The sequence below is a fragment of the Coriobacteriia bacterium genome, assembly GCA_014859305.1.
GTDB lineage: Bacteria > Actinomycetota > Coriobacteriia > Anaerosomatales > Kmv31 > Kmv31.
In genome coordinates this window covers 1-25,746 of record JACUUM010000010.1, presented here as the reverse complement: position 1 = coordinate 25,746, position 25,746 = coordinate 1, and the positions used below count along the sequence as shown (strand labels likewise).

27 protein-coding genes are annotated in these 25,746 nt (G+C 72.6%); 15 read left to right on the top strand and 12 right to left on the bottom strand.

Going from position 1 to position 25,746, the window contains the following annotated elements; all coding sequences use genetic code 11:
• Window positions 1-20: 20 nt before the first annotated feature.
• Window positions 21-359 carry a sporulation protein gene (locus tag IBX62_03020; protein ID MBE0476053.1) on the top strand — a complete coding sequence of 113 codons (339 nt, stop codon included), beginning with the start codon at window positions 21-23 and terminating at the stop codon, window positions 357-359.
• Here the strand turns inward: IBX62_03020 and IBX62_03015 are convergent.
• The gene (locus IBX62_03015; GenBank protein ID MBE0476052.1) at window positions 343-1,023 is read right to left on the bottom strand and encodes a hypothetical protein; all 681 of its coding nucleotides are present in this window, start codon (window positions 1,021-1,023) and stop codon (window positions 343-345) included. The genes IBX62_03020 and IBX62_03015 overlap by 17 nt on opposite strands.
• A gap of 424 nt (window positions 1,024-1,447) precedes the next feature.
• Between IBX62_03015 and IBX62_03010 the strand changes: the two genes are divergently transcribed.
• Window positions 1,448-2,758, top strand: a complete 1,311-nt coding sequence (locus IBX62_03010; protein ID MBE0476051.1) for a citrate/2-methylcitrate synthase — start codon at window positions 1,448-1,450, stop codon at window positions 2,756-2,758.
• A 27-nt stretch (window positions 2,759-2,785) separates the two neighbouring features.
• Here IBX62_03010 and IBX62_03005 read toward each other — a convergent pair whose 3' ends face one another.
• The 3 genes from IBX62_03005 to IBX62_02995 are packed head-to-tail and all read right to left on the bottom strand — an operon-like array spanning window position 2,786 to window position 4,664.
• Complete coding sequence (locus IBX62_03005) at window positions 2,786-3,802, bottom strand: radical SAM protein (protein ID MBE0476050.1); 1,017 nt, start codon at window positions 3,800-3,802, stop codon at window positions 2,786-2,788.
• Window positions 3,799-4,302 (bottom strand): GNAT family N-acetyltransferase, encoded by a 504-nt coding sequence (locus tag IBX62_03000; GenBank protein ID MBE0476049.1) that lies wholly within the window; start codon window positions 4,300-4,302, stop codon window positions 3,799-3,801. The genes IBX62_03005 and IBX62_03000 overlap by 4 nt, the downstream gene beginning before the upstream one ends.
• Window positions 4,303-4,346: 44 nt before the next feature.
• On the bottom strand, window positions 4,347-4,664 hold the full coding sequence (locus IBX62_02995) for an antibiotic biosynthesis monooxygenase (protein MBE0476048.1): 318 nt from the start codon (window positions 4,662-4,664) through the stop codon (window positions 4,347-4,349).
• A 150-nt stretch (window positions 4,665-4,814) separates the two neighbouring features.
• Here IBX62_02995 and IBX62_02990 point away from each other — a divergent pair, with 150 nt between their 5' ends.
• From IBX62_02990 to IBX62_02980, 3 genes are all read left to right on the top strand, one after another.
• On the top strand, window positions 4,815-5,639 hold the full coding sequence (locus tag IBX62_02990) for a glycerophosphodiester phosphodiesterase (GenBank protein MBE0476047.1): 825 nt from the start codon (window positions 4,815-4,817) through the stop codon (window positions 5,637-5,639).
• 160 nt (window positions 5,640-5,799) lie between these two features.
• The gene (locus IBX62_02985) at window positions 5,800-7,431 is read left to right on the top strand and encodes a SpoIIE family protein phosphatase (protein ID MBE0476046.1); all 1,632 of its coding nucleotides are present in this window, start codon (window positions 5,800-5,802) and stop codon (window positions 7,429-7,431) included.
• 97 nt (window positions 7,432-7,528) lie between these two features.
• Window positions 7,529-8,680 carry a fructose 1,6-bisphosphatase gene (locus IBX62_02980; protein ID MBE0476045.1) on the top strand — a complete coding sequence of 384 codons (1,152 nt, stop codon included), beginning with the start codon at window positions 7,529-7,531 and terminating at the stop codon, window positions 8,678-8,680.
• Window positions 8,681-8,689: 9 nt separating this feature from the next.
• Here the strand turns inward: IBX62_02980 and IBX62_02975 are convergent, their stop codons facing one another.
• Entirely contained in the window at window positions 8,690-8,836 is a 147-nt protein-coding gene (locus tag IBX62_02975) for a hypothetical protein (protein ID MBE0476044.1), read from the bottom strand.
• Window positions 8,833-9,084: a phosphohydrolase gene (locus IBX62_02970; protein MBE0476043.1), complete on the bottom strand. Its 252-nt coding sequence runs from the start codon at window positions 9,082-9,084 to the stop codon at window positions 8,833-8,835. Before IBX62_02970 ends, IBX62_02975 begins: the two co-directional genes overlap by 4 nt.
• A gap of 165 nt (window positions 9,085-9,249) precedes the next feature.
• Here IBX62_02970 and IBX62_02965 point away from each other — a divergent pair, with 165 nt between their 5' ends.
• The 4 genes from IBX62_02965 (at window position 9,250) to IBX62_02950 (ending at window position 14,971) form a co-directional block, all read left to right on the top strand.
• Entirely contained in the window at window positions 9,250-10,899 is a 1,650-nt protein-coding gene (locus IBX62_02965; GenBank protein MBE0476042.1) for a DUF4445 domain-containing protein, read from the top strand.
• A gap of 72 nt (window positions 10,900-10,971) precedes the next feature.
• Window positions 10,972-12,531, top strand: a complete 1,560-nt coding sequence (locus tag IBX62_02960) for a GAF domain-containing protein (protein MBE0476041.1) — start codon at window positions 10,972-10,974, stop codon at window positions 12,529-12,531.
• Window positions 12,532-12,694: 163 nt separating this feature from the next.
• A complete protein-coding gene (locus tag IBX62_02955) occupies window positions 12,695-13,411 on the top strand; it encodes an MBL fold metallo-hydrolase (GenBank protein MBE0476040.1) in 717 nt (238 codons plus the stop codon).
• Between the two features lie 93 nt (window positions 13,412-13,504).
• Window positions 13,505-14,971, top strand: a complete 1,467-nt coding sequence (locus IBX62_02950) for a hypothetical protein (protein ID MBE0476039.1) — start codon at window positions 13,505-13,507, stop codon at window positions 14,969-14,971.
• On the opposite strand, the gene IBX62_02945 is transcribed toward IBX62_02950, so the two are convergent.
• From IBX62_02945 to IBX62_02930, 4 genes are read right to left on the bottom strand one after another with little or no spacing between them, the layout of a single operon-like run.
• A complete protein-coding gene (locus IBX62_02945; GenBank protein ID MBE0476038.1) occupies window positions 14,964-15,902 on the bottom strand; it encodes a sugar kinase in 939 nt (312 codons plus the stop codon). The two genes, IBX62_02950 and IBX62_02945, sit on opposite strands and share 8 nt — an antisense overlap.
• On the bottom strand, window positions 15,899-16,447 hold the full coding sequence (locus IBX62_02940) for a DUF3343 domain-containing protein (GenBank protein ID MBE0476037.1): 549 nt from the start codon (window positions 16,445-16,447) through the stop codon (window positions 15,899-15,901). Before IBX62_02940 ends, IBX62_02945 begins: the two co-directional genes overlap by 4 nt.
• Window positions 16,448-16,502: 55 nt before the next feature.
• A complete protein-coding gene (locus IBX62_02935; GenBank protein ID MBE0476036.1) occupies window positions 16,503-16,709 on the bottom strand; it encodes a sulfurtransferase TusA family protein in 207 nt (68 codons plus the stop codon).
• Window positions 16,710-16,723: 14 nt separating this feature from the next.
• Entirely contained in the window at window positions 16,724-17,989 is a 1,266-nt protein-coding gene (locus IBX62_02930) for a YeeE/YedE family protein (GenBank protein MBE0476035.1), read from the bottom strand.
• 163 nt (window positions 17,990-18,152) lie between these two features.
• On the opposite strand from IBX62_02930, the gene IBX62_02925 reads away from it, so the two are divergent.
• From IBX62_02925 to IBX62_02910, 4 genes are all read left to right on the top strand, one after another.
• Window positions 18,153-19,310, top strand: a complete 1,158-nt coding sequence (locus tag IBX62_02925; GenBank protein ID MBE0476034.1) for an ABC transporter permease — start codon at window positions 18,153-18,155, stop codon at window positions 19,308-19,310.
• Window positions 19,307-19,990 (top strand): ABC transporter ATP-binding protein, encoded by a 684-nt coding sequence (locus IBX62_02920; GenBank protein MBE0476033.1) that lies wholly within the window; start codon window positions 19,307-19,309, stop codon window positions 19,988-19,990. Before IBX62_02925 ends, IBX62_02920 begins: the two co-directional genes overlap by 4 nt.
• An 86-nt stretch (window positions 19,991-20,076) precedes the next feature.
• Complete coding sequence (locus IBX62_02915; GenBank protein ID MBE0476032.1) at window positions 20,077-20,790, top strand: AzlC family ABC transporter permease; 714 nt, start codon at window positions 20,077-20,079, stop codon at window positions 20,788-20,790.
• Window positions 20,787-21,119 (top strand): AzlD domain-containing protein, encoded by a 333-nt coding sequence (locus IBX62_02910; GenBank protein ID MBE0476031.1) that lies wholly within the window; start codon window positions 20,787-20,789, stop codon window positions 21,117-21,119. Before IBX62_02915 ends, IBX62_02910 begins: the two co-directional genes overlap by 4 nt.
• A gap of 242 nt (window positions 21,120-21,361) precedes the next feature.
• Here IBX62_02910 and rsgA read toward each other — a convergent pair whose 3' ends face one another.
• Window positions 21,362-22,432: a ribosome small subunit-dependent GTPase A gene (gene rsgA / locus IBX62_02905; protein MBE0476030.1), complete on the bottom strand. Its 1,071-nt coding sequence runs from the start codon at window positions 22,430-22,432 to the stop codon at window positions 21,362-21,364.
• Window positions 22,433-22,601: 169 nt separating this feature from the next.
• Between rsgA and IBX62_02900 the strand changes: the two genes are divergently transcribed.
• Window positions 22,602-22,976 carry a hypothetical protein gene (locus IBX62_02900; protein MBE0476029.1) on the top strand — a complete coding sequence of 125 codons (375 nt, stop codon included), beginning with the start codon at window positions 22,602-22,604 and terminating at the stop codon, window positions 22,974-22,976.
• Here IBX62_02900 and IBX62_02895 read toward each other — a convergent pair.
• Window positions 22,954-24,300 carry an anthranilate synthase component I family protein gene (locus tag IBX62_02895; GenBank protein MBE0476028.1) on the bottom strand — a complete coding sequence of 449 codons (1,347 nt, stop codon included), beginning with the start codon at window positions 24,298-24,300 and terminating at the stop codon, window positions 22,954-22,956. The two genes, IBX62_02900 and IBX62_02895, sit on opposite strands and share 23 nt — an antisense overlap.
• A gap of 631 nt (window positions 24,301-24,931) precedes the next feature.
• On the opposite strand from IBX62_02895, the gene IBX62_02890 reads away from it, so the two are divergent.
• Window positions 24,932-25,746, top strand: an 815-nt coding sequence (locus IBX62_02890; GenBank protein ID MBE0476027.1) for a KamA family radical SAM protein, incomplete at its 3' end; no start/stop codon positions are given.

The window sequence follows — 25,746 nt, the reverse complement described above, 5'->3', positions numbered from 1 at the left end:
TACCCGAGGAGGAGAGCCAGATGGCGACTGTGGATCAGGTGATGGAGGGCGCGCGCGACGTGATGACGGTGCGCCGGGTGTTCGGGGAGCCGGTGGAGAGGGGCGGCGTGACGTTCATCCCGGTCGCGGCCGTCAAGGGCGGCGGCGGAGGCGGGAGCGGCGAGGACCCGGAGAAGGGCCAGACCGGCAGCGGCGCAGGGTTCGGCGCGCAAGCTCGTCCGGTGGGCGCCTACGTCATCCGAGGAGACCGGGTCGAGTGGCAGCCCGCGTTGGACGTGGCGCGTCTGGCCATGGGCGGGATGGTGCTCGCCGGGCTGATCACGCTGACCGCCAAGACGGCGATCAAGCGCCGCGGCTAGGCGGAGTCGCGCCCGGGGCGTGTTCCCGGTCCCATGGTCGAAGGACGGGCTGCTCGTCGCCCTTCTCGTGATCGGGATCCCATCGCTCGCCGGCGCGTTCCCGCCGTCGCACCTCGCTCCACTGAGCACGGAACCGCGCGCACGGGCCCTGGTCGACCATCCGGTACTGGAAGCCAAGGACCGCGAGGCCCACGAGACCGAGGCTCCCGGTCAGCACCGCGGAGCCGCTGTCCCACGCCCCGGCGGCCGCGGCCTGTATGAACAGCAGCGCATCGATGACCACGAGCAGCAGGATCAGGGACGCGACGGATCCGGGATAGCTGGTCTCGCGGACACCCCCCAGCTTCGACCGCACCAGGTTGCGGGACTCGTAGGCCAGAGGCGACCGCTGCTCCAGGAACGTGGCGATGTACGTGCCGAGGCGCATGGCTGACTCATGACAGTGCCTGATCAGCCCGAGCGCCGGGATGGCGATGGCGGGTACGGCCAGGTACGCCACCGGCCCGATGGCCTTCTCGGTCGTGATCAGCCACCCCAGCGCGATCAGGATCGAGCCGATCGCGCCGGTGGACACGGTCAGGGAGGTCTTGTAGTACTCGCTCAACTCCGTCTGGACCTTGTCGTACTCGGTCTTGACGGCCTCCCACTTCACGGTGTCGGCCATCGTCTCCCCCCTCGGCCGCAGGACCTCCCCCGAAGGTCCCTTCTCGAGATGCTAGTACCGGCAGGGGAGTCATTCAAGGAGCGGTGGAGCGGGCCGGGCGAGCTCACCGCCGGCGACCGCTACGTGGACATGCCCTGCCGCGCCTCGAGGCGGCGGAAGGCTCCCTCCGCGAGATGGATCCCGCCTGGACGAGCGTCCGAAGTGAGGCCCTTCGGGGCCAGGATGATCCCGCGCGTCCTTCGCTCGACCCGCTCTCGGGTTATCCTGGGAGGCGTGCCGTCCCGAAGGAGACGCGGCGACGGTCGGCGGCGCCATCGAGTGGAAGGACGCTGGCGTGAGGCTGAACCCGTTCAGGCGCAGAGCCACAGACGAGGCCGTCCCGGGGGTGACCCCGGGGGATGCCCAGCTCGAGCGTTGGAGCCGGATGGCCCAGGCGAGCAACTACGTGGATCCCGCCCAGTACGCCGAGCACGACGTCAAGCGAGGGCTCCGTGACGCCTCGGGAAGGGGCGTGCTGGCGGGCCTGACGCAGATCGGCGAGGTCGCGGCATACGTCCGGGAGGGCGACGCGCTCGTGCCCGGCCCCGGCCAGCTCGTCTACCGCGGCATCGACATCAACGACCTCGTCAAGGGCTTCCTCGCCGAGGACCGGCCGGGCTTCGAGGAGACCGCGTACCTGCTGCTCTTCGGCGAACTGCCCGACGAGGAGGAGCTGCGTGAGTTCGGGGAGCGCGTCGCGGAGCACCGCGTCTTGCCGAAGCGCTTCGTGCGCGACGCCGTCCTGCCGCTGCCGAGCCCCGACGTGATGAACGCGATGGCCAGAAGCGTGCTCACGCTGTACGTCCAGGACAAGGACCCGGACAGCATCGACGTCCTCAACGTCCTTCGGCAGAGCATGCACCTGATCGCCAAGTTCCCGAGTCTGGCCGTCTACGCGTATCAGGCGTACCTCCACCACTTCGAGAACAGCAGCCTGGTCATCCACGCGCCGGTGCCCGAGCTCTCCACCGCGGAGAACATCCTGCACATGCTGAGGCCGGACAGCACGTACACGCCACTGGAGGCGAAGCTGCTCGATCTGGCGCTCGTCCTGCACGCGGAGCACGGCGGCGGCAACAACTCCTCCTTCACCGCGCACGTGGTCTCGTCCACCGGGACGGACACGTACGCGACCATCGCCGCCGCCCTCGGCTCGCTGAAGGGCCCGAGGCACGGAGGCGCCACCTTGAAGGCGGTCCGGATGTTCGAGGACCTGAAGGAGAACGTGCGGGACTGGGAGGACGACGGGGAGGTCGACGCGTACCTTCTGCGGCTCTTGAACAGGGAGGCGTTCGACCGGGCGGGGCTCGTGTACGGCATGGGGCACGCGGTGTACTCGGTCTCGGACCCGCGCGCGCTCCTGCTCAAGCGCTACGCGGAGATGCTGGCCGACGAGAAGGGGCGTGCCGACGAGTACCGGCTGCACGTCAAGGTCGAGGAGCTCGCCCCCGGCGCGATCGCGAAGACCCGCGAGATGCACAAGGGCGTGAGCGCGAACGTCGACTTCTACTCCGGATTCGTATACAGCATGCTCGAGATCCCGCCCGAGCTGTTCATCCCGGTGTTCGCCATCGCCCGCACAGTCGGCTGGTGCGCTCACCGGCTCGAGGAGATCGCCAACGGCGGCAAGATCATCCGGCCGGCCTACCGCAGCGTCGCTCCGAGACGCGAGTACCTGCCGCTTGCGGAGCGGTAGCCGAGGAGCCGGCCCAGCGGCCGGCCCTCAGCCCGACCGGTAGCACCTCGGGTCCTTGCCGAGGACCCCCCTCCCCGCCGCGTACGCGCGCGAACGGCAGCCCCAGCAGTCCTCGGACATCCCGCACTCCGCGCACCCCTCGGGCAGGTTGGCCGCGTCCTTGAGCGCCGCGAGCGTGAGCGCCTCGCGCCGCGCGCCGAGCACGGCGGCGAGCCCGCCCTCCTCGCGGATGCCGCCTACGCCGTCACGGATGGTGGCGCAGGACGTCACGGCGCCGTCGTTGAGCACCGCGACGGTGGTCGAGCAGTACCGCTTGTCGACGCAGTTCATCGGCATCGGCCCGCCCCACTGGCGCTCGTAGCGGCGGTGGACACGGCGGACCTCCTCGGGCTGCGGGACGAACCGCGCCAGCTCGCCGGGGTCGTACCCGGGCCTGAGGTAGGTGTGGTAGACGTTCAGCGACGTGCGGATGCCGTAGCGGCCCTCGAACGCGTCGATGGTGGCGATCAGGTCCTCGGCGGGCTGCGCACCGGTGAACGTCACCGAGTCCAGCATCCGCCCGGAGGGGTACCCGAGGGCCAGCAGGCGCTCGACGCCGGCGAGGATCGTGCCGATGTCCCCGGCGGAGCGGCCGGGGTGGAGCCGCTCGTAGAGCGCCCGGTCGAGCGTCGAGAGGTGCACCGACACGAGCGCTCCCTCGGCGAGCTCGGCCACCCGCTCGGCGACGCCGGGGCGGGCGAGCGGCAGCCCGCCCGTCCAGACGTTGTTGCGCAACCCGAGCTCCCGCGCCCGCTCCATCAGCCCGAAGACCCCCGGGCGGTCCAGCGGCTCGCCGCCGAGCCACTCGATCGCGCTGAAGCCCGCGTCGGCGGCGTCGGACAGCACGCCGAGGACCTCGTCGTCGGCGAGCATGCTCTGGACGTCGGGCAGCGCGTTCATGTAGCAGTACGCGCAGGCCTGCTCGCAGGCGTCGTTGACCTCGAGCTGCAGCGCGTAGAAGCGGCCCTGCTCGTACGCCTCCGCCATCGCGACGTGGTCGATCATCCGGCGCCCTCCTCCGCGAGCACGACCGACGTCTCCGCCTGCCGCTCGGGGATGTCCCAGTAGGTGCGCAGCAGCCTCGCGGTCTCCTCGCGCGTCACGCGGCGGAACCCGTTGCGCTCGTAGAACGCGACCGCCCAGCACGCGTCGGCCCACGTACCGACGAGGATCGGCCGCTCCGCGAGAGCACGCAGGTGCGCGAGCAGGCGCCCGCCGACGCCGCGGCGCTGCGCGTCGGGCCGCACGTACGCGTGACGGATGAGGGTGACGCCAGGGGCGCCGGAGCGCTCGACGTCCTGGATGCCCATCACGCCGAGGAGCTCGCCGGACTCCTCGAGCCCGAAGAACCGCACGCCGGAGGCGATCTCGCCGCCGAGGTGCTCCGCGGTCATGTACGGCTCGTGCCAGCGGTCCCGCGGGATCACGCCGCGGTACGCCTCGGCGGCGGCGTTGATGACGCCGAGGACCGTGTCGGACTCGTCCGGGCTGCAGGGGCGGATCATGATGCGCGACATTATGCCAGACCCCGGCACCCCGCGCGCTCGCCCTACGCGCGCGTCGCCACCCGGCCGACCTCCGCGGCGTGGTCCAGCGTGCGTATGGTCATGTCCTCGACGTGGATGCGGACGGACTCCACCCCGTGCCTGAAGGTGTGGCTCGCGCGCCACTGCTCGACGGCCCGCTCGTCGGGCCACGACCCGACGCTGATGAAGTGCCTCGGCTCGTCCTTGTCGCGCAGGAGCATCCCCCAGCCGCCCTGCCCGAACTCCGTGTTGCTCTGGTGGGCGAACTCGAGCCAGGCATCCACGAACTCCTGCTCGTGCCCGGGCATCACGAGCCAGTCCCCCGACGTGTAGACGGTCATCGCGCGCCTCCTCTCGCCTCGACGCGGGTATGGTTCCCCAGAAACGCGCTCCGCCCCGCGTCCGCGATCCGCATCCGTCACCGGTCGGCCACGGCCGCGGGGCGTCGCGTGCTACCCTCGACCTCGTCCCTCGTTGTGAGGTGGGTTCTCGTGCGCCTTCCCTGGGCCCTCATCGCCCTCGCCGCCGCCCTGCTCGCCCTCGTCGCGGCCTACTGGTTCGCAACGGGGGGCATGCCCCCGCGCGGGCAGATGCCCGGCTGGCTGACCCGGAAGCCGATAGCGCACCGCGGGCTGCACAGCGGCGATGCGCGGCGTCCGGAGAACTCGATCGCGGCGTTCCGCGCCGCGGCCGAGGCCGGATACCCGGTCGAGCTCGACGTTCACCTCACCGCCGACGGGCACGTCGTCGTCATCCACGACGACTCCCTCGAGCGCATGACCGGCGACCCGCGGCGCGTGGAGGACGCGCGCCTCGAGGAGATCCGGCGACTGCGGCTGCTCGGCACCGAGGAGCGCCTCCCGACCCTGGGCGAGGCGCTCGCCGAGATCGACGGCCGTGTGCCGGTCCTGGTCGAGATCAAGAACCGGGGCGGCGCCGGCCGACTGGAGGACGCGGTGACCGAGGAGCTCGACGGCTACGAGGGCGAGGCGGCGGTCATGTCGTTCAACCCGTTCTCGCTCGCCCGCGTGGCCGAGCGCGCCCCGGACCTCCCCCGAGGACAGCTCTCCGGGACGTTCGCCGGCGAGGACGTCGCCGTCCACAAGCGCTTCGTCCTGCGACACCTCCTGACGAACTGGAAGGGCCGCCCGGACTTCGTCGCTTACGAGCTCGACGGGCTGCCGCGCCTCGGCGTGAAGCTGCAACGGCTTCGCGGCCGCCCGGTGCTCGCCTGGACCGCGGAGGACCCCGAGTCCTTCGAGCGCGCCGAGGCGCTGGCCGACAACGTCATCTTCGACCCCGGCGCCCTGCCGTAGCGTCGCGTGCGGCGGTGTGACCGGATCCGCCCTCGCCGGCGATGCGGCCCGCGCCCCGGCCCCCGGCCGGCTCCTCCCTTCCGCCTTCCGGCCACACGCCGGCCCTGCAGGGGAATCAACTTCTCGCAGGCCTTGCGCCGACTCGGAGGGGGAGCCGAGGGTGCAGCCGCTCGCCGAAGTGCTCGAGACGCTCGACCAGGTCCTCGGGGGGTCGCCGGACCTGGTGATGGTCGTGACCCCCGAGCACGAGTTCGCCTACGCCAACCGCGCCGTGGGTCGGGTCACCGGCCGACCGGAGGAGGTCGCGGGCAAGTCGTGGCGGGAACTGGGCGTGCCGCCCGACGTGATGGCGCGGTTCTTCCGCCGTATCGACGCCGTCGTGCGGTCCCACCAGCCGAGCAAGGGCGAGATGCGCACGCCGCCCGAGCTCGGGTCCCGGTGTTTCGAGTACTCCTTCAGCCCGGTGTGCTCACGCGAGGGCGAGCTGCTGGCGGTGGCGTGCATCGTCCATGACGTGACCGAGGAACGCGTGATGCAAGAGGAGCTCGAGCGCGCCCTCGGCCGCGCCGAGCTGCTGCAGCGCGTGGCGCTCGCCACGAGCGAGGGTATGTCGCTGGAGGAGGTCGCCGAGGAGATCCTCTGCGCGATCAGGGACTCCCTCGGGCTCTGCGCCGGCGACATCTCGGTGTACGACGCGGACGAGGAGCGCCTCCGGATGGTCGCCTGCTTCGGGTACGCGGAGCCGATGCTCTGGCGACTGCGGGTCCACCCCCTGAACGAGTCGAACCTCCTCACAATCCGCGCCATCCGCGAGCGCCGGACGCTCTCCCACGAGGACGAGGAGCTCGCGCCCGAGCAGGCGCCCATGGTGAACACGCGCTACGTGACCATGCCGCTGTTCTTCCGAGGAGAACTCGTCGGGACGTGCAGCCTCGGCTTCCAAGGGCGCCGGCCGTTCGCCGAGGACGAGATGGAGCTCTTCGACGTCCTGAGCGTCGTGATCGCGCGCGCGGTGGAGAACGCGCGGATCATCGAGCTCGAGCGGCGCACCTCCGAGACCCTGCAGGAGGCGTACATGCGCCGCCCCACGGAGATCCCCGGCGTCGGGTTCGAGGACGAGTACGTCTCGGCGGGCACCGTCTCGCGCATCGCCGGGGACTTCTACGACCTGTTCCCGCTCGACGACGGACACGTGGCCGTCGCGATAGGCGACGTCGCCGGGAAGGGTCTGAAGGCCGCCGCTCTCACGACCGTGGTCAAGGCCACTCTGCGGACGCACCTCTACGAGGGCGACACGCCTGAGGTGGCGGCCGAGAAGGCGAACGAGATGATCTGGCGCTCGTCGGGACCGGAGGTGTTCGCCACGGCCTTCATCGGCATCCTCGACACGGCGGACGGTCGCCTGTCGTACTGCAACGCCGGACACCCGCCGGCTCTGCTGAAGCGCGCCGGCGGCAGCGTGGAGGAACTGCTCGCCGCCTCGCCCATCCTCGGCGCGTTCCGGGACCTCCGGTGGGACTGCCGCTACGAGCGGATGGGGCCGGGCGACGTGCTGCTGCTGTACACCGACGGCGTCACCGAGGCCGAGTGCGACGGCGGCCGCTACGGGGAGGAGCGCCTTCGCTCGCTGCTCGAGAGGTGGCACGGCGGGGTGGAGGGGCTGCCCGACGAGGTGCTCGCGGCCGTGAGGGAGTGCAACGGCGAGTTGCGCGACGACGCCGCGGTGCTGGCGCTCCGGCTGGCCGAGGACTCGGCGCCGGGCGCCTCCGCGCCGCCTCCGACGGCCGGTTGATTCCCGGCTCACAGATTTCGGTATCTACCCCATATCGGGGGAGCGCGCCGGCCGTCGTCACGCGCTCTCGAGTCCTTCAGGAGTGAGGGGGCGTCTCATGGGCCGGAAGATCACGTTGAGCGTCATCAAGGCGGACATCGGGGGGTGGGTCGGACACTCGAGCGTGCATCCCGAGGTCTCGGCCGTCGCCGAGGAGAGGCTGCGCGCCGCCGCGCGCGACGGGCTGATCCTCGACGGGCAGCGCGGATGCGTGGGCGACGACACGGCGCTCATCATGACGCACGAGCACGGCGTCGACGACAGTCGCCTGCATGAGTACGCGTGGGACACGTTCGTTCAGATGACCGAGGTCGCCAAGCGCCTCGGCCAGTACGGAGCGGGACAGGACCTGCTGGCGGAGGCGTTCTCGGGCAACTGCCGCGGGCTCGGTCCGGGATGCGCGGAGCTCGAGATGGAGGTGCGCCCGAGCGAGCCGGTCATGATCTTCCTCGCCGACAAGACGGAGCCCGGGGCGTGGAACCTGCCGCTCTACAAGATGTTCGCCGACCCCTTCAACACGGCGGGTCTGGTGATCGACCCGAGCATGCACGACGGGTTCCTCTTCGAGGTACACGACCTCTTCGAGAGCAAGAAGGTGCTGTTCGACTGCCCGGGCGAGATCCACGACATGCTCGTCTACATCGGCGCTCCGAGCCGCTACGTCATCAAACACGTCCTCCGCAAGAGCGACCGGGCGGTGGCCGCCTCGACGTCGACGCAGCGCCTCAGCCTCATCGCCGGGCGCTACGTCGGCAAGGACGACCCGGTGATGATCGTGCGCTGCCAGAGCGGCCTGCCCGCCGTCGGCGAGGCGCTCGAGCCCTTCGCGTTCCCGCACACCGTCGCCGGTTGGATGCGCGGATCGCACCACGGCCCGCTGATGCCGGTCTCGTGGTCCGACGATACCCCGAGCCGCTTCGACGGCCCGCCGCGGGTGGTCGGGTACGGCTTCCAGATCACCACCGACGGCACGCTGGGCCAGCCTCGCGACATGCTCGGCGACATCAGCTTCGACAACGCGCGTCGCCGCGCGCTCGACATTGCCGACTACCTGCGGCAGCACGGACCCTTCGAGCCGCACCGCCTGTCGCTCGACGAGCTCGAGTACACGACGATGCCGCAGGTGAGCGAGAAGCTGGCGGACAGGTTCGAGCCCATCGAGGCCCCCGCCAAGGAGAAGGCGCCCACCGGGGCACGGACGGGTGCGTGAGCGCCTCCCCTACGGCAGCGCGTCGGAGGGGTGGCGGCCGAGGCAGAGATCGTCGCCCGTCTCCACCAGCATCCCGGTGTCGGCGGTCTCGCAGGCAAGTCCTGGAACCGAGGGCCGTCGCTCGGCCAGCGGACGCATCCAGGGTGGGGCCCTCACGTCTCCTCGCCCGAGAACAGGGCGCGCCAACGCTCCTCGCCGATGCACTCACGGGCCGACGCGCACCACTGGATGCAACTCGGCGCGCTCTCCCGCGACACCTCGGTCCGGCACTTCCGGCAGATGGCCCTCTGCTCGTCGGAGAACATCTCCACCTCGTATCCGCACTCCGGACACTTGTGAAGGCTCGCCGTGAGGAAACGCCTGTCCTGTCCGGGGCAGCCGCCCACGGGTGGGGTCACCGCCATCATCCTCCGTCGCCTTCGGCCGGCTTCCGCCGGCTGCCGCGCCTGTGAGAGGAAGATACCCCCGTTCGCGCGGCCACGGACCCCGGCGCTGCCCTGAGACGGGCCGAGGACGTATGCTGGATGGCGTCGACCCCGCGCGGGGCGGGGACGGGAAGGACGCCGGAAGTGACCGCTGCCTTCGTCAGGTTCGGTGAGGGTGGGCCCGCCGTGCGCGTGCCCGTCGGCGTCACCCTGCGCGAGGCCGCGTCCGCGGCCGGCGTCACACTGGACGCGCCCTGCGGCGGACTCGGGCGCTGCGGCAGGTGCCGCGTGAGGGTCTCCGGGGCCGTGGGGCCGCCCGATCCGACCGAGCGCTCGCTGCTCATCGCCGAGGAGCTCGCAGCCGGGGTGCGCCTCGCGTGCCGGGCGCGGGTGGACGGCGACGCCGTGGTGGCGCCGCCGGCGCGAGAGGGCTTGCGCGCGCTCGACTTCGGGGTGAGCGCGGCGCTCGTGGTCGAGCCCCCCGAGGAGCGCGGACTTCCCGCCGAGGGTCCGGCGTTGGGCGCGGCCGTGGACATCGGCACGACGACGGTCGCCTGCCTGCTCGCGGAGTTGCGCACCGGCACCGTCCTCGGCACCGCTGCCGCGCTCAACCCGCAGGTAGCCGAGGGACACGACGTCATGAGCCGCGTGGGCGCGGCGCTCGGAGGCAAGGCCGCCGAGCTGAAGGCCGCCGCGACCGGGGCCGTGGAGGGACTCGCGCTCGGGCTGCTGCGGGATTCCGGTACGGGACCCGAGGCGCTGCTCGAGATGGTGGTGGCGGGCAACACGGCGATGCTCGGCCTCTTCCTCGGCGAGGACGTCTCCCCTCTCTCCGCCTCGCCGTATCAAGGAGCGTTCGTGGCCTCGACGGCCCGTGAGGCGCGCTCCCTCGGCATGCCCGCCCTGCGGCGGTGCCGCGTCCTCACGCTCCCGGGCGCGTCGGCCTTCGTCGGGGCGGACTTGACGGCGGGCCTGCTGGCCACGGGGCTCGCCGGCCGGGATGAGACGGCCGTCCTCGTCGACCTCGGCACGAACGGGGAGATGCTCCTGCGGGCGCCGGGCGTCATGATCGCTACGTCCGCCGCCGCGGGTCCGGCGCTGGAGGGCGCGACCGTCTCCTGCGGCATGCGCGCCGAGGCCGGCGCGATCGAGCGCGTCGAGTGGGCCTCCGGCGACCTCGCGTTCACCACGATCGCCGAGGAGCGGCCGGCCGGCCTCTGCGGCAGCGGCCTTCTCGACCTGGTCGCCGTCCTGCTGGAGGCCGGGGCGCTCGATTCCTCCGGTCGCCTCGCGCCTGCGCCCGGCGGTGCGCTCGGCCGGCGGGTGACGGAAGCCGGCGGCCGGACCGCGATCCGTCTCGCCGGCGGCACGCTCCTCACCCAGGGCGACGTACGGCAGGTCCAGCTCGCGAAGGGTGCGGTGCGGGCCGGTCTCGACCTGCTGCTGGCCGAGGCGCGCGTGGACGCCGGCGAGATCGCGCGGGTGCTGGTCGCCGGGGGCTTCGGCCTCCACGTGCGGCCCTCGGCGCTCACTCGGATGGGACTGCTGCCCGCCGTCTGGGAGGACCGGGTCGTCTTCGCCGGCAACACCGCCCTCTCCGGGGCCCTCCGCGCGCTGCTGAGCGCCTCGGCGCGCGCGGAAGCCGACGCGCTGGCGAGCTCCGTTCGAACGCTCGATCCGGCCGCCCACCCGGAGTTCCAGCGGCGCTTCATCGAGCGCCTCGCGCTCGAGCGGGACGCCGACCGACCCCGGTGCGGCGAGAGGGCCGGGGAAGGTCCGGCGACCGTCCCCTAGGCTCGGGGGCCTCCAGACACTATCATCGCTTCAAGCGGGCTTCGAAGGATGCACGCAAGGGAGGTCCCGACGATGATCGAGCCGTTCTCGTTCCTCCCGCTCTTCGCCGCCGTGACGTCCTTCGCGCTCACGTGCGCCGCGGCCACCGTACCCCACCGCGGGTCGAGGCTGATCCTCTGGTTCATCGCGCTCAACGTCTCGGTCACCGTCTGGTCGCTCGCATCCTTCGCGCAGATGAACTGGGGACCGTACCCCGACCCCGCGCTCACGCCGCCGGAGGGGCCCGGGCACCTTCTGCTGTGGGCGTACTCCATCGGGCTCGCCGGCGCTTCCGCCTACTGGCCGCTGTTCGCCGCCGCGAAAGCCCGCAACCGCTTCTGGACGAGCCCGGCGGGCATCGTCATGGCCCATCTGCCCGCGGCGTTCACGCTCGTCGCCGCCACGTCCAACCCCTGGCATCACCTCTTCATGCGCCCTCTCGCGGACGGCTCGGTGGCCGGCGGGCCGCTCGCGCCCGTGCACTACGTCGCGGTCACCGCCACGGCGAGCGTCGGCGCGTGGCTGGTCGTGACGAGTTCGTGGTCCCTCGGAACCAAGGCCGGCAGACGGCAGGCCGTCGCCCTCGGAGCCGCCTCCGGACTCCCGCTGGCGGGGGTCGTGGCGACGGGCGTGGCCCGGGTGATGGACGTGCCCCTGCCCTTCAGCCCGGCCCCCGTGCTCTTCGCGCTGCTGAACGCCGCACTCGCCTACGAGGTGGTCTTCCGGGGCTACGCCCACATCGTCCCGATGGCGACGTTCTCCTCGACGCTCGCGGGGACGAGGGCCCCCGTCGCCTACCTCGACGCGGCGTTCGACATCCTCGCGCTGAGCCCGAGTTTCGCCCGCGATGCCGGGCTGTCCGAGAGAGAGCTCCTCTACGCGAACTTCTTCGAGGCCTTCCCGGACTTCCCACGCCGGGACCTCTTCCTGCAGGCTAGGGCCACCGGCGACCCCGTCGAGTCCCATGCGGGGGCCTCACCCTTCTCCCGGCCCCGCTCGGCGTCGGACCGCCGCTGGATCTGGTCGCTCGCGCCGGTGAACGATCGAGGGGGGGTGCAAGGTTTCGTGCTCTCGCTCTCACAGGTCGCCGATTCGGTGCGCAGGCGCGAGCTGGAGGACATCCTCGCGTCGCTGGAGAGCGACCTGCCCTCGCCCGTCCCGCCGCGAGAGCGGCTTCGGCACGCCGCTGCGAGGGCGGCAGAGGTCCTGGGCTGCGACTCGTGCTGCCTCGTCGTGGGCGACGGCGACGGATGGAGCGTCATGACGGGGTGCGAGGACCCGGATGCGTGCTGGGCGCCGTTCGAGAGCAAGGAGCACGCCCAGCTCGCGCACGTCCTGCACACGAGGGAGCCGTTCGTGAGTTCCGATGCCCGCCGCGACGACAGGCTGGAGGCGCACGCGATACTGCGCAGGGGCCTATGCGCCACGCTCGCCGTGCCGCTGGTGCGCTCGGGCGAACCGATGGGAGCCGTCTCCTTCGACATGCGCTCCTTCCCTGTCGAGTTCACCGACACGCACCTGGAGCTCGCACGGCGGCTGGGGTCGGCCATGGCGAGGACCCTGGGCACGAGAGCCGCCGGGGAGACCGCATGACCGGCGCCGAGGGTGCTGCGGCCTAGGCGGTGCCGGCTGCACCGAATGGCGGGTGCGTGCCGCGGGCACACTCACCTTCGGCGGGCCTCGGCGCTTCGGCTCGCGGAAGCGTGGACGCGCGTGCAGCGGAGGCGATGGCCGGGGAGGCGGGCGGAGGCAGAGCGTGCGACTGACTTTCCTCGGCACGCGCGGGAACATCCGCATGGCCAGCGCGCTGCATCGCTACCACTCGTCACTGCTCGTGGTGACCGAGGGCGCCCGCGTGCTCGTGGACGCCGGCGACGACTGGCGCGGCCGGCTCGCCGCCCTCGCTCCCGACGCGATCCTCGTCACGCACGCTCACACGGACCACGCTGGGGCACTCGCCGACGGCGCTCCATGCCCCGTCTACGCCACCGCCGCCACGCACGAGCTGCTCGCGCGCTACCCGCTCGAGCGACGTGTCGTGGCGCCAGGGGAGCGGCAGCGCGTCGGCCGGCTCGCCGTGACGGCTCACCAGGCGACGCACTCGCTTCGGGCGCCGGCCGTCGGCTATCGGCTGGAGCGCGGCCGCTCGCGGGTGTTCTACGTCCCCGACGTGCTCGAGCTCGTCGATCCCGCCGACGCGCTGCGCGGGGTGCGCCTCTACGCCGGGGACGGCGCGACGCACGGCCGCCGGATCGTGCAGCGCCGCGGCGGCGAGGCGGTCGGGCACGCGACGATCGAGGCACAGCTGGAGTGGTGCTCCGCGTACGGAGTGCCGGAAGCCGTCTTCACCCACTGCGGCTCGCGTATCGTGAGGATCCGTCCCGAGGAGGCCGCGGCGCTCGTGAAGCGCCTCGGCGAGGAGCGCGGCGTCGCGGCCGGGGTGGCCGTCGACGGCATGGTGATCCGCGTCTGACCCGGGTGCCGCGGACGATCGCGCCCCCCGACGAGGGCAGGGCCTGGAGGAAACTGCGTATCGTTTGGCAACCCGGTTGCTCGACAGCCGGGCATGGATATCAACACCCACACCCCGCGGCCCCGGCGAGCCGACAGGCGCCGCCGCGGCCTCGCCGGCCGCCTCCGCCGGCTGCACCGCTTCGCGTGCGAGAGCGCGGGACGCGCGTGCGGACCGTCCGTCGAGCGCGTCGGTCGTGCGTACCGCCGGGTGCCCGCCGAGCAGCGGCGCAATGTCGGCCTGCTCGCCCTGGCTCTGCCGGGCATCTTCGTCATGCTGACGCCCGCGCTCTCCCAAGGCATAGGCACGGGTGCCGGGAGCGCCGAGACTCCGCTGTCCGCCGCCGCGGCGCCGGGCGGCGCAACGCTCGAAGCCGCCCCCGGAGCGGAACCCGGGACGGCCCCCGGCGCCGAGCGCGAGGCCGATGCCGCGCCCGCCCCCGGCGCGCAGCCGGAGCCGGCCGCCGAGCCGGGGCCCTCGGCGCCCGAAGCGCGCAGCGAGCTCGTCGGCTTCTACGTCAACTGGGACGAGTCGAGCTACGATTCGCTGGCCGCCAACATCGGTGAGCTCACGATCGTGATGCCCGAGTGGTACACGATCGACGGCGGCGGCCGCGTGAAGCAGCTCGACGCCAAACGGCAGGCCCGCGCCATCAAGCTCATACGCGAGAAGCGCCCGGACCTGCGCGTGATGCCGATCGTGAACAACTTCGGTCCGGGGCAGGACCCCAAGGCGCTGGCCGGCAAGCTCGAGAAGCGCGCCGCGCGGAAGCGCATGGCCGAGGACATCGTCCGCACGATGCGCGACGGCGGATTCGACGGCGTGAACATCGACTTCGAAGGGCTGCCGGCCTCCAGCCGCGTCGACCTCGTGAGGTTCATGCGCGAGCTGTACCCCCTCGCCGAGAAGCACGGCCTGGAGGTCTCCGCCGACGTGCTGGCCGACTCGAAGACCTACGACTACGAGGCGCTCGCGAGAAGCTCCGACTACCTCATCCCCATGATGTACGACGAGCATTGGAAGACGAGCCCGTCCGGCCCGGTGGCCTCGCAGGGCTGGTACGAGCGCTCCCTGCGCGAGTTCTTCTCGAAGGTGCCGCCGGACAAGGTCGTCATCGCGCTGGGCAGCTGGACCTACGACTGGTCCGGCGGCGGCTCGCGCGCCAAGGCGCACACGTACGCCAGCGCCATGGCCGAGGCCCGCAAGGCCGGCGTGCCCGTGAAGCTCGACGAGAAGTCGCTGAACCCCACCTTCGCCCACAGGAAGGGCGGCGTGCATCACCGGCTGTGGATGCTGGACGCGGTGACGATGTTCAACCAGATCAAGGCGGCGTCGGGCTCCGAGCCGCGCGGTTACGCGGTCTGGCGCCTCGGCGCCGAGGACCCGTCGATCTGGCGGATCCTGCCCAAGCGCGACGGCCTGGACGCCGAGGCGGCGGCCTCGCTCGAGACCAAGCGCCGCTCCATCGTCTACGACGAGGAGCGCGGTCTGATCGTCGGAGCGCGGACGGCACCTAGGTAGGCGGCCCTCCCGCGGCGGCTCGGCCCGGCCGGCGGCTCGGGGCGCACGCCTCGCCGGACCAGCCGCAAAGCCCCTTGGAGAGCACCTCGGGGAAGCGTGCCGCGATATCCGCCGCCGTGTGGTCCGGACGGGCCTTGAGCGCCTCACCCGCATGGCGGTTGGCGAGCGCGGCGCAGCGCGCGGCGTCCTCGGTGGGGAAGCCGGCGGTCATCAGTCCCGCCGCGAGTCCCGTGACGGTGTCGCCCGTGCCCCCGATCGCCTCGAGCGCGGGCACGCACGGCTGCCGGATCGTCTGCGTCACGCGGCCCTCCACCGCCACCCGGTCGACCGCGCCCTTCACGAGCAGCACGCGAGAGGCACCCCCGCCGTCATGGGCGAGGCGCACCAGCTCGTCGGGTTCGAATCCGGGCGCGCCGAAGAGGTAGCGCGAGACGTAGGCGGGATGCGTGACCCGCGGGTCGGCGAGGAAGCCGATCTCGCCGACGTCCGGCGTCATCAGCTCGAAGCGAGGCGCGAGGCCGGCCGCCTTCGCCGCGTACATGCCCCCCGCGTCGGCCACCAGCGTCAAGGGGCCGGATCGCAGGCGCGGCGCCAGCGCGTCGAGCGCTCCCCGCATCAGCGCCATGACCGGCTGCAGGTAGTGGAAGGCAAGGACCGAGGGCCGCAGCTCCTCGACCGCCTGGGGCAGGCGGGCGAAGACGGCCCGCGTCCCCTCTCCCCGCCCGATGTCGCCGGCGAGCAGCGCTGTGGGCGCCTCGACGGCGAGGTGCCGCGACACGGCGAGCGCGGCGGCGAGCATGGCGGCCGTGCCTTGGCCCGAGGGCAGCCGCCGCCCCGCGACGCTCAAGCATCCATCCGCGTCCGAGCACACCTCGCCGAGGAGGGTCTCGCCGCCGGGGACGGGGTAGGTGCCGGCGACCAGAAGGCTCACGCGGAGGCCTCCGAGCACTCGGGCGCGGCACGCCCATCCTCGGCGGGGTGCGCCTCCCGGTCCTCGGCGAGCAGCTCTCGCCGGCACCCCTCGACGGCCCGGTCGAGCATCAGCGCGCACAGCGTGTAGCCGAGGTCCTTGGGCGCCTCGGCCTCCCGCAGGGTGCGGCCCACCAGCCTCAGGTTCAGGTACGGGATGTCGGGGCACCCGCCGCCGGAGGTGTTGACGATGCGACCCGTCGCCTTCTCGACGGAGGCCTTCATGTTGCCGGCGCGCACCATCAGCCACTCCCCGAAGTCCTCGGTCGTGACCAGAGCGGCCAGCTCGAGCCCGCCCTCCAGCGTGTCGGCCCACCCTCGGACGAGCACGCGGGCACCCTCCAGCGCCCTGCGCGCGCCGGGCTGCTCGAACGACTCGACGGCCACGGCGAGGTCGCACCCGGCGCGCAGGTGCTGCGGGGGGGCGACGAGGCGGACGTCGTACCCCTCGCTCAGCAGCGTCTTCTCGGCCTTGAGAGCCTGGGACACCTCCTCGAAGAGGAACATCCCCCGGCCTTCTCCGCCCTCTCTTCTGCGGCGCTTGCGCCCGAGCAGGCCCACCCTACCTCCGCGCCGAGATCCGGTACTCGCCCGCTGACTCGGCCACGTCGACCTCGAAGCCGGAGTCCGACAGCAGGTTCACGACGTTGGCCTTCGCGGTCCCGTTGTCGCACAGCACCGTCAGTTCGCCTGCCCCGCCGTCGAGGGCCTTCTTCGTCCGCATGAGCGGCAGCGGGCACGAGAGCCCGCGGGCGTCGATCTCGGTCATCCTCACTCTCCTCTCTACGCCGCACGCTCGGCGGCGGTCGTCTCCGGAAGGCTCTCTCGCTTCCACAGCGCGATGCCGATCAGCAAGGCGGTCATCACGCCGAGGACCGGCCAGGCCGACGGCGCGAGCCCCGCCGACGAAGACGCGAACTGCAGCCGGTGCGCGAACAAGGCCCCCGCGCCCATCCCGAGGACCGCCGCGAACGCGTCCGCGTCTCCCTCCCCGGACATGACCACCTGGCGGAACGGGCACCCGCCCAGCAGCACCGCGGCAAGGCCGGCGACGGCCATCGCCGCCAGGTTGCCCAGCGCGTCGGTGTGCGCGATCGGCTGGTCCGCGAACCCGAGCCGGAACTGTCCCAGGACGAGGTTGACCGCCAGCGAGCCGGCCAGCAGTCCTAGCACACCGAACAGCAGGTCGAAGCGGCGTACGAGGATGGCGTCGCGGATGCCGCCGACGGAGCAGAAGCGGCTGCGCTGCGCGACCACGCCGAGCGCCAGGCCCGCCGCCAGCGCTATCGCGAACGGAGCTCGCTTGCCCCCCGGCATCGGCTTGGCGGCGGCCACGGACTCCGCGCCGCTCACCACCGCGCCGTCCGCCCCGACCACCGCGCCGTCGGCCATCGTGGCGCCCTCGGGCTTGAGCGGCTCTCCCTCCGCGGAGATCACGGCCTTCTCGGCGGTGGCTCTCGCCCCGGCCGGCGTCAGCGTGAACGCCGCGGGCTTCGCCCCCGCGGCGGCCATGACGGCCAGCGCGAGCAGCGCCACGCCCAGCGCCGGGCCGAGCCATCCGGCCGCGGCCGGCAGGCGCCCCGAGCGGCCCATGTTGAAGCCGCTCCCGAGCAGCTTCGCGCCCAACGCCACGCCCGCCACGAGCCCCGCGATCCCGAAGGCGGCGTTGAGGTCGCCGCCCCCGAGCCTCAGCCAGGCCCTCACGGTACACCCGAGGAAGACGAGAGCGGCGGTCATGAAGATGAAGCCCAGCACGAACCTCAGGATGGTCGCGGAGCCTCCCCGGGCGCGGAACTCGCGGAACGCGAGCGCGGAGGCGGTCGAACCCAGGATCAGCCCCACGATCTCGGGACGGACGTAGGCGACCGCCCCCATCTTGAACCCCGCGCCGCCGAAGAACCCGGCCGTGTCCCGCAGGAAGCAGGCGATGCAGAGCCCCATGTTCCCCGGGTTGCCCTGGCCGACCAGCCAGGCTGCCACGGCTCCGATGGCCAGCCCCGCTCCCCCCAGCAGCCAGGCGGACGGGCCGATCGCTCTTGACCCGGACATCGACCCCCCTCGTCATCGAGTACATCAGCACCCGATATGGTGCGCATAAACGGCAGTTATAGTCAACGTCACGTGCGGCCTCTTGCGCTCACCCCCCTCGCCCGGCGCGCCGCACCCCCATCCGCTATCATCGCAATCAGCCGTCCTCCAGCGGGGAGCCGTCGTGCTCGCGGTCAAGGAACTCCTCGGCAGCAGACTGAAGTTCGGGCTGATCGCACTCGCGATCGGCCTGGTCGTCTCGCTCACCATGCTCATGTCGGCGATGTCGGAGGGCCTCGTTACGGGCATGACCGGCGCCAAGGGGTCCCTCGCCGCCGACGCGCTCGTGTTCCAGGCCGACACCTACGTCCAGCTCGAGCGGTCCCTGCTCTCCGCCGAGGACCTCGCGGCCATCTCGGTGGCCGAGGGCGTGCGCGAGGCCTACGGGGTCGGGCACGCGATCGTGACCGTCGACTCCGCCGAGGAGCGCTTCGACGCCCGCGTGTTCGGGTTGGGCGGCCGCTTCGACCAGCTCCCCATCGTCGAGGGCGCCGGCGGGGAGCCCGGTCGGCGCGAGGCGATCGTCGACGTGACCGCCGCGGTGAACGGTGTCGAGGTCGGCGACACGCTGCACCTCACGCCCATAGACGAGGAGATCACGGTCATCGGCTTCACCGAGGACCGGCGCTACACAATGGCGCCGGCGGTGTACGTGGACCTCGCCACCTGGGAGGAGTTGTACCTGTCCGGCATGCTCTCGAGGATGGCGGGCGGCGGCGGTGAGGGGACGCCGGACGCGGGTACGCTCACGGCGCGGACCTCCGGCGGCGCCTCGATCGCCGCGGTCGAGCTCGCCGAGGGCGTCACCCCCGACGACCTGGCCGCCTCGCTCGGGGAGGGCTTCGAGGTCGTCACGCCGGAGGAGGCGGCCATGGCCGGCAGCGGCATGAACGTGATGGTGCTGGCCACCAACGGCATCCAGGCCGTCTCGCTGCTCATCGGCGCGCTCGTGATCGGCGTCTTCTTCTACGTCACCACGCTGCACAAGACCGCCCAGGTCGCCGCGATCAAGGCCTTGGGCGCGTCGAGCGGCTACCTCTACCGTCAGCTGCTCGCGCAGATCACGATCCTCGTCACGGTCGCGGCGGTCCTCGGCACGCTGCTCGCGCTGGGCGCGGGCCGCTCGATGCCGCCGACGATGGCGTTCGACCCGCGACCGGCACGCTGGGCGCTCAGCCTGGCCGCAGTGTACGCCACGGCCTACCTCGGCAGCGTCTTCTCGCTGGCCAGCATCCTTCGCATCGACCCCGCCGCGGCCCTCAGCGCGAGGAGCGGCACGTGAGCCTGCTGGAGGTCGCCAACGTCACCAAGTCCTACGGCAGCGGACGCACCGCCGTCCTCGCGCTCGACGACGTGTCCTTCGCTCTCGAGCGCGGGCGGCTGCTGGCGGTCCTCGGCCCGTCCGGGTCGGGCAAGACGACGCTGCTCTCGGTGATCGCCGGCCTTCTGGCTCCCTCGTCGGGGCGTATCGTGATCGAGGGCCGCGCCGTGCACCTTCGCGACGACCGGGCCGCCGCGGCCTTCCGGCGCGAGCACGTCGGCCTCGTCTTTCAGGACCATCATCTGGTGCCCTACCTCACCACCGAGGAGAACCTCCTGCTCATACCGCGCTTGGGCGGCCGGATCCGGCGCGAGCACCGTGAGCGCGCGGCGGCGCTGCTGGCCGAGTTCGGGCTGGAGGCCCGAGCGCGGCACGTGCCCTCGGCGCTCTCGGGCGGCGAGAGGCAGCGGACCGCGATCGCCCGGGCGCTGATGAACGAGCCCCGCATCATGCTCGTGGACGAACCGACCTCGAACCTGGACACCGAGCGGGGGCGCCAGGTCGTGGACATGCTGCGCGCGCATATCCACGGGCGCGACATGACCTGCGTCATGGTCACGCACGACCCGCGGATGGCCGAGGAGGCCGACGAGAGGCTTCGGCTCGTCGACGGAAGGATCGACGAGGCGCGAACGGGCTGACCCCGCACCGGCGCCGGGACCGCCGTCGCGCTCCGCCCACGCGTGCTACCATCGCGTATCCGCCCCACCCCCGTCCGGGAGCCGTCATGTCGCGCACGACCCGAAGCCTGCTCGCCGGAGCGCGAGACGCATCGCCGATAGCGCTGGGCATCGCTCCGTTCGGCCTGGTCGCCGGCGCCGCGGTCGTCGAGGCGGGCTTCGAGGTGCCCGAAGCGGTCGGCATGTCGCTGCTCGTGAACGCCGGCGCGGCGCAACTCGCCGCCACGGCGCTCTTCCGCGAGGGCGCGCCGCTGCTCGTGGCTATCGGCACCGCGCTGGTGGTCAACGCGCGCTTCCTCATCTACGCCGCCTCGATCGCGCCCGTGCTGGCGCCGCGGGCGGGGCGGCTCCGGCCGCTTCTGGGACACATGCTCGTGGACCAGTCCTACGCCGCGACCATGACCGTCGGGCGGCATCGCGACGTCGACGTCGTGCCCTACTACGCCGGGACGTGGCTGCTGCTCGCGAGCGTCTGGCAGGTCACGAACATCGCCGGCGCGCTGGGCGGGGCGCTCGTCCCGGCGGGCTGGTCCCTCGATTTCGCCGTGCCCCTCGTCTTCCTCGCGATGCTGGTGCCGGCGCTCGAAGAACGCGCGGACACCGAGGCCGCACTGGCCACCGCGGCGGCCGCAGCCTTCCTGGTCCCCGTGCTGCCGATGCAGACGGGCCTGCTGGCCGCGATCGTGACGGGCGTGGTATGGGGTGCCTTCCGGGAGCCTCGCACCCGGCGCGAGCACCCCGCCGAGGAGACCCGCCGATGAGCGACACGGCACGCTTCTGGGTGCTCATCGTGACCGTCGGGCTCGGCACGTACGCCCTTCGGAGCCTGCCTATCCTGCTGCACGGGCACCGGCCCGTCCCGCCGTGGCTGGCGACGCTGCTGCGCCACGTGCCCGCCGCGGCGCTCGCCGCTCTCGCCGTGCCCGGCTCGCTGTACCTGCGGACCGACGGCGGCTACGAGCTCGCGCCGGCGCGCACGATCGCCGCGGCTGTCGGCCTGGTCGTCGCGCTCAGGTGGCGCAACACCGTCGCGACGCTGGTCGTCGGCATGGCCGCGCTTTGGATCGCACAGGCGTTGCTGGGGACGTAGTCACACCGGTGCGATCGCCCCCGTGCAGCCGCTACCCCTTGCCCCTCTCGCGGTAGTGCCGCCGGATCTCCTTGCTGAGCAGCTTCCACTTGCGGGTCTCCTCGGCGCGCAGGCGGGCGTCGGCCTTGCGCGCGGCGAAGCGCGACTCGGCGCGACACTGGTCGTCGGCATGGCCGCGCTTTGGATCGCACAGGCGTTGCTGGGGACGTAGTCACACCGGTGCGATCGCCCCCGTGCAGCCGCTACCCCTTGCCCCTCTCGCGGTAGTGCCGCCGGATCTCCTTGCTGAGCAGCTTCCACTTGCGGGTCTCCTCGGCGCGCAGGCGGGCGTCGGCCTTGCGCGCGGCGAAGCGCGACTCGGCGCGCAGCTTGCGCCAGCTCGCGAGACGCTCCTCGGCCAGCTCGCCGTCCTCCACGGCCGCGAGCACCGCGCAGCCGGGCTCTGTCTCGTGCGAGCAGTCCCCGAAGCGGCACCGCGCGGTCAGAGCCGTGATCTCGGGGAACGCGGCCTCGATGCCCTCCTCGGACTCGGTCAGCGCGAGCGCGCGCATGCCTGGCGTGTCGATCAGCACGCCGCCGGTGGGCAGCGGCACGAGCTCGCGGGCGACGGTGGTGTGGCGCCCTTTCCCGTCCGAGAGGCGCACCTCGCGAACTGCCTGGATGTCCGAGCCGGCCAGCGCGTTGATGAGCGTGGACTTGCCCACGCCGGACGGGCCGATGAGCGCGACGGTGCGGTGCCCCTCGGTGTAGGCGAGCAGGCTCTCGACGCCCAGGGCCGTCTCGGCGCTCGTGAGGTGGACGTCCACTCCCGGCGCCACCTCTTCCGCCGACGCGAGAGCCGCCGCCGGATCCGGGGAGAGGTCCGCCTTGTTGAGGACCAGCACCGGCACCGCTCCGCTCTCCCAAGCCATCGCCAGCTCGCGCTCGATGCGCCGCGCCCTGGGCTCCTCGGCCAGCGACTGCACGACGAACACCGTGTCGACGTTCGCGGCCACGACCTGGGTGAGGGTGGCCTTGCCGGGGTCGCCGCGCGTGAACGCCGAGGACCGCTCCAGCACCGCCTCCACGAACGCGGCCTCGTGGGTGGGCGCGGGGTCGAGAGCGACCCAGTCGCCGGCGACGGGCAGGTCGGCCGGCGACGCCGCCGCGCGAACGAGGCGCGGGGAGGGCTCGGCGCGCACGATCCCGTCCTCGGTCCCCACCAGCACGCTGCCGCGATCGGCGCGAACGACCCGGCCGGGGACGAGACCGGCCTCGGCATGCGGGGCGATCAGCGCGCGCCAGCGCTCGGTGAAGCCGAGCGACTCGAGCATCTTGGGCGGTCCTCCCCTCCGTCGGGGCGGTCCCGTCCAGCCTACCACCGCGACGGGCGGTCCCGAGCAGGCTTCGGGCCGTCGACACCCTTCTCGCCGCACCCTCTGCTAGTCTGGGCCGTCGGGGGCGGAGCCACGGAAGGGCCGTTGCGAGCCGAGGAGGACACGGGTGGCGCGAAGCCTGTTCGGAGCGTTCGTCATCCTGCACGGCCTCATACACCTGGCGTGGGTGACACCAGGCCCGGACGACCCCGCGTACCCGTTCGACCTCACGCGCTCCCCTCTGCTCCCGCGGTCCGAGCCGTCGGTCCTGGTGGCGGCCGGGCGTACGCTCGTCGCGGTGACCGTGCTGGCGTTCACCGCCGCCGGCCTCGGCTTGCTGGGTGTGCCGGGCGCGGCTGCGGCCTGGCGGGTCGCGGCCGCCGCGGGGGCGCTGGGCTCCCTCGCGCTCACCGCGCTGTTCTGGCACCGGTGGTTCGTGGCCGTCCCCGTGCTCGACGCGGGCATCCTCGCCGCCGCCCTCAGCGGCTGGCCGTCCGCGTAGCACCGGTGAGGGGCACGGCTTTGAGCACCGTCTCGCGCCACTCCTCGGCGGGGTCGGAGTCGATGGTCACCCCTCCGCCGGTACCCCACGAGACCGCCCCGTCCTCGGCCAGCTCGGCGGTCCGGATGAGCACCGAGGAGTCGATCGCGCCGGGCACGGCCACGACGAGGCTGCCGGTGTAGAGGCCGCGCGGCCCCCCTTCGAGCCCGGCGACCGCCTTCATCGCGGCGAACTTGGGCGCCCCGGTCACCGAGCCGCACGGGAACGTGGCCGCCAGCAGGTCCGCGGAGTCGATGCCCGCCGCCACCGTGCCCTGCACGCAGCTCACCATCTGGTGGCAGTACGGAGTGGTGCGCACCTCCAGCAGCGGCGAGACGCCGACGGAGCCGGGCACGCACACGCGCCCGAGGTCGTTGCGTTCGAGGTCGACGATCATCACGTGCTCGGCGCGCTCCTTGGCCGAGGACGCGAGCTCCGAGGCGAGCAGCGCGTCGGCGCCCGGCCTGGCGCCGCGCGGGCGCGTCCCCTTGATCGGTGCGATCTCGACGCGTGCGCCCGCCAGCGTCCCGGCTCCCGTGCCCGCGGCACGCCGGCCGCGGCCGGCCGTGACCCGCACGAAGCGCTCCGGAGAGCCCGAGGAGACGTCGCGGCCCGGAAGCGACCAGCACGCCGCCATGTCGGCCCGCGAACGCTCGACGAGCGCCGCGAACAGCGATCCGCGCGGAACGCGCGCCTCACCGCGCAGCGTGCGCGTGAGGTTGAGGACGTAGACGTCGCCGCGCCTGATGGCCTCGTGGACGGCGAGCACCGCGCGGCGGTGCGCGGTGCGGGACATCGAGGACGTCAGGCCGGTCGCGAGCGCGGAGCCCGCCCGCGGGGTCTTCGCCCCGCGGTGCCGGGCCGGAGCGCGCGGCACCGCCGGTCCGGAGCTCCAGTCCCCCCACGGCCGCCAGCCGTCCTCGGCCAGCACGAGGCCGCGCCGGAAGAGCGCGGCGGCCAACGCACCCTCGTAGGTGAGCAGAGCGGCGGCGAGGGACGCCTCGCTCGAGCCGAAGACGGCGTCGAGGAGCGCGCCCGCGCGGGCGAGAGGCTCCGCCGGCCGGTAGGGCTCCCGGAACGGCAGCGTGCCGGGCAGCTCCACGATCTCCTCGGGATCGCACGCCACGACCGGCCGGCCGCGGAACCAGCCGTCGGCCGAGCCTGGGGCCAGCACCAGGGCGCGGCGCTCGCGAGGGAACGCCGCTGCCCAGGACTCGGCCGCGACGTCGGCCGGGGCGACGGGCCGAGCCTCGGGGGACAGGACGGCGGGCGGCTCGAACGGCATGCGGGGGCTCCCTGCGGCGCTGCGGCATTCGACCGCGGGATGCCCTCGGACGGGCTGACATGCGGCGCCCCGCGACCCGGCGGGGACGGGTACAGGATACGCTACCCGGACGCCCTCCGCGCGGCGCGGACGGCTCCGTCCCGCAGCCCTCGCCCGCTGGAGGTGGCCTTTCGGGAACGCCCAGGTAGGATGCGAACCGAGGCGCTCCTCGGCGTGCGGATGCCCCCCGTGGAGGGGCCGCCGGCGGTTGACAGGAGCGGCCGGGGCGGACAAGATTGTGACAAGAGAAGAGCGCTATCGGGTCCGGGCGGCGCACGCCCCCGGAGGTTGGTGACAGATAGTCGGGCCGCTATCTGAAGGGACCCTTCAGACGGTGGCCTTTTCCTTTACCCCGGGATGCGGCGACGCCGGTGCATCCGCCGGCGACGCAAGGACCGGGAAACCGGCCGCCATCGGGACCAGCCGACCGCACCGGGCCCGTGGATGTGTCCGGCCGAGCCCCGCGTGAGTGGCTCGGAAGCCTAGGCTCGCCCACGGGAAGCGGGAACGCTTCCGGGCCGCCCGGCGTCCTACGTTTCGAGGGGTCTCCCAGGAGCGGACGTAGCGACGTCGACCCGCGAAGGAGAGCCACATGGTTCCTCACACCGTCGAGAGCACCGGGCGCATCGGCGAGGGCAGCCGCCGCCCTGCGCGCTACCTCACCGACGTCCGCGCGCTGGCGCGGCTCGGTGGGGTCGACCCCGCCCCCCTGGCCCGGGTGTGCAGGCACTACGCCTTCCGCACCAACGACTACTACGCTCGGCTGATCGACTGGTCCGCGGAGCAGGACCCGATCCGCACCCTCATCGTCCCGAGCGAGGGGGAGCTCTCCCCGTGGGGCCGCCTGGACGCCTCGAACGAGGCCTCCAACACGAAGCTGCCCGGCCTGCAGCACAAGTACGCGGACACCGCCCTGATGCTGGTGACCGACCAGTGCGCGGGCTTCTGCCGCTACTGCTTCCGCAAGCGGCTGTTCAGGACGGGGAACCGGGAGACGGCGCACGACGTCTCGGGCAGCATCGATTACATCCGCGCGCATCCCGAGATCACCGACGTGCTGCTCACCGGAGGCGATCCGCTGACCCTGCCCACCCATCGGCTCGCGCCGATACTCCACTCCGTCGCTTCCATCCCGCACGTGACCTCCGTCCGGATAGGGAGCAAGATCCTCGCGTTCAACCCGTATCGCGTGCTGGACGACGCCGAGCTGCAGCGGATGTTCGGCGAGTACGCGGGGGCCCGGGTCCGCATTCACCTGATGTGCCACTTCGACCACCCCAGGGAGTTGACGGAGGAGGCAGTCGCGGCCGTGCGCCTGCTGCACGGCCTGGGCGTGATGCTGGTGAACCAGTGTCCCGTGACCGCAGGAGTGAACGACGACCCCCAGGTGCTCGCGGAACTCTTCCG

Excerpts from the sequence above, each read along its gene's own strand:
- IBX62_03020 (MBE0476053.1), top strand. The coding sequence starts at position 21 with ATGGCGACTGTGGATCAGGTGATGGAGGGCGCGCGCGACGTGATGACG.
- IBX62_03015 (MBE0476052.1), bottom strand. The coding sequence starts at position 1,023 with ATGGCCGACACCGTGAAGTGGGAGGCCGTCAAGACCGAGTACGACAAG.
- IBX62_03010 (MBE0476051.1), top strand. The coding sequence starts at position 1,448 with ATGGCCCAGGCGAGCAACTACGTGGATCCCGCCCAGTACGCCGAGCAC.
- IBX62_03005 (MBE0476050.1), bottom strand. The coding sequence starts at position 3,802 with ATGATCGACCACGTCGCGATGGCGGAGGCGTACGAGCAGGGCCGCTTC.
- IBX62_03000 (MBE0476049.1), bottom strand. The coding sequence starts at position 4,302 with ATGATCCGCCCCTGCAGCCCGGACGAGTCCGACACGGTCCTCGGCGTC.
- IBX62_02995 (MBE0476048.1), bottom strand. The coding sequence starts at position 4,664 with ATGACCGTCTACACGTCGGGGGACTGGCTCGTGATGCCCGGGCACGAG.
- IBX62_02980 (MBE0476045.1), top strand. The coding sequence starts at position 7,529 with ATGGGCCGGAAGATCACGTTGAGCGTCATCAAGGCGGACATCGGGGGG.
- IBX62_02970 (MBE0476043.1), bottom strand. The coding sequence starts at position 9,084 with ATGGCGGTGACCCCACCCGTGGGCGGCTGCCCCGGACAGGACAGGCGT.
- IBX62_02960 (MBE0476041.1), top strand. The coding sequence starts at position 10,972 with ATGATCGAGCCGTTCTCGTTCCTCCCGCTCTTCGCCGCCGTGACGTCC.
- IBX62_02950 (MBE0476039.1), top strand. The coding sequence starts at position 13,505 with ATGGATATCAACACCCACACCCCGCGGCCCCGGCGAGCCGACAGGCGC.
- IBX62_02940 (MBE0476037.1), bottom strand. The coding sequence starts at position 16,447 with ATGTTCCTCTTCGAGGAGGTGTCCCAGGCTCTCAAGGCCGAGAAGACG.
- IBX62_02935 (MBE0476036.1), bottom strand. The coding sequence starts at position 16,709 with ATGACCGAGATCGACGCCCGCGGGCTCTCGTGCCCGCTGCCGCTCATG.
- IBX62_02930 (MBE0476035.1), bottom strand. The coding sequence starts at position 17,989 with ATGTCCGGGTCAAGAGCGATCGGCCCGTCCGCCTGGCTGCTGGGGGGA.
- IBX62_02915 (MBE0476032.1), top strand. The coding sequence starts at position 20,077 with ATGTCGCGCACGACCCGAAGCCTGCTCGCCGGAGCGCGAGACGCATCG.
- IBX62_02910 (MBE0476031.1), top strand. The coding sequence starts at position 20,787 with ATGAGCGACACGGCACGCTTCTGGGTGCTCATCGTGACCGTCGGGCTC.
- rsgA (MBE0476030.1), bottom strand. The coding sequence starts at position 22,432 with ATGCTCGAGTCGCTCGGCTTCACCGAGCGCTGGCGCGCGCTGATCGCC.
- IBX62_02895 (MBE0476028.1), bottom strand. The coding sequence starts at position 24,300 with ATGCCGTTCGAGCCGCCCGCCGTCCTGTCCCCCGAGGCTCGGCCCGTC.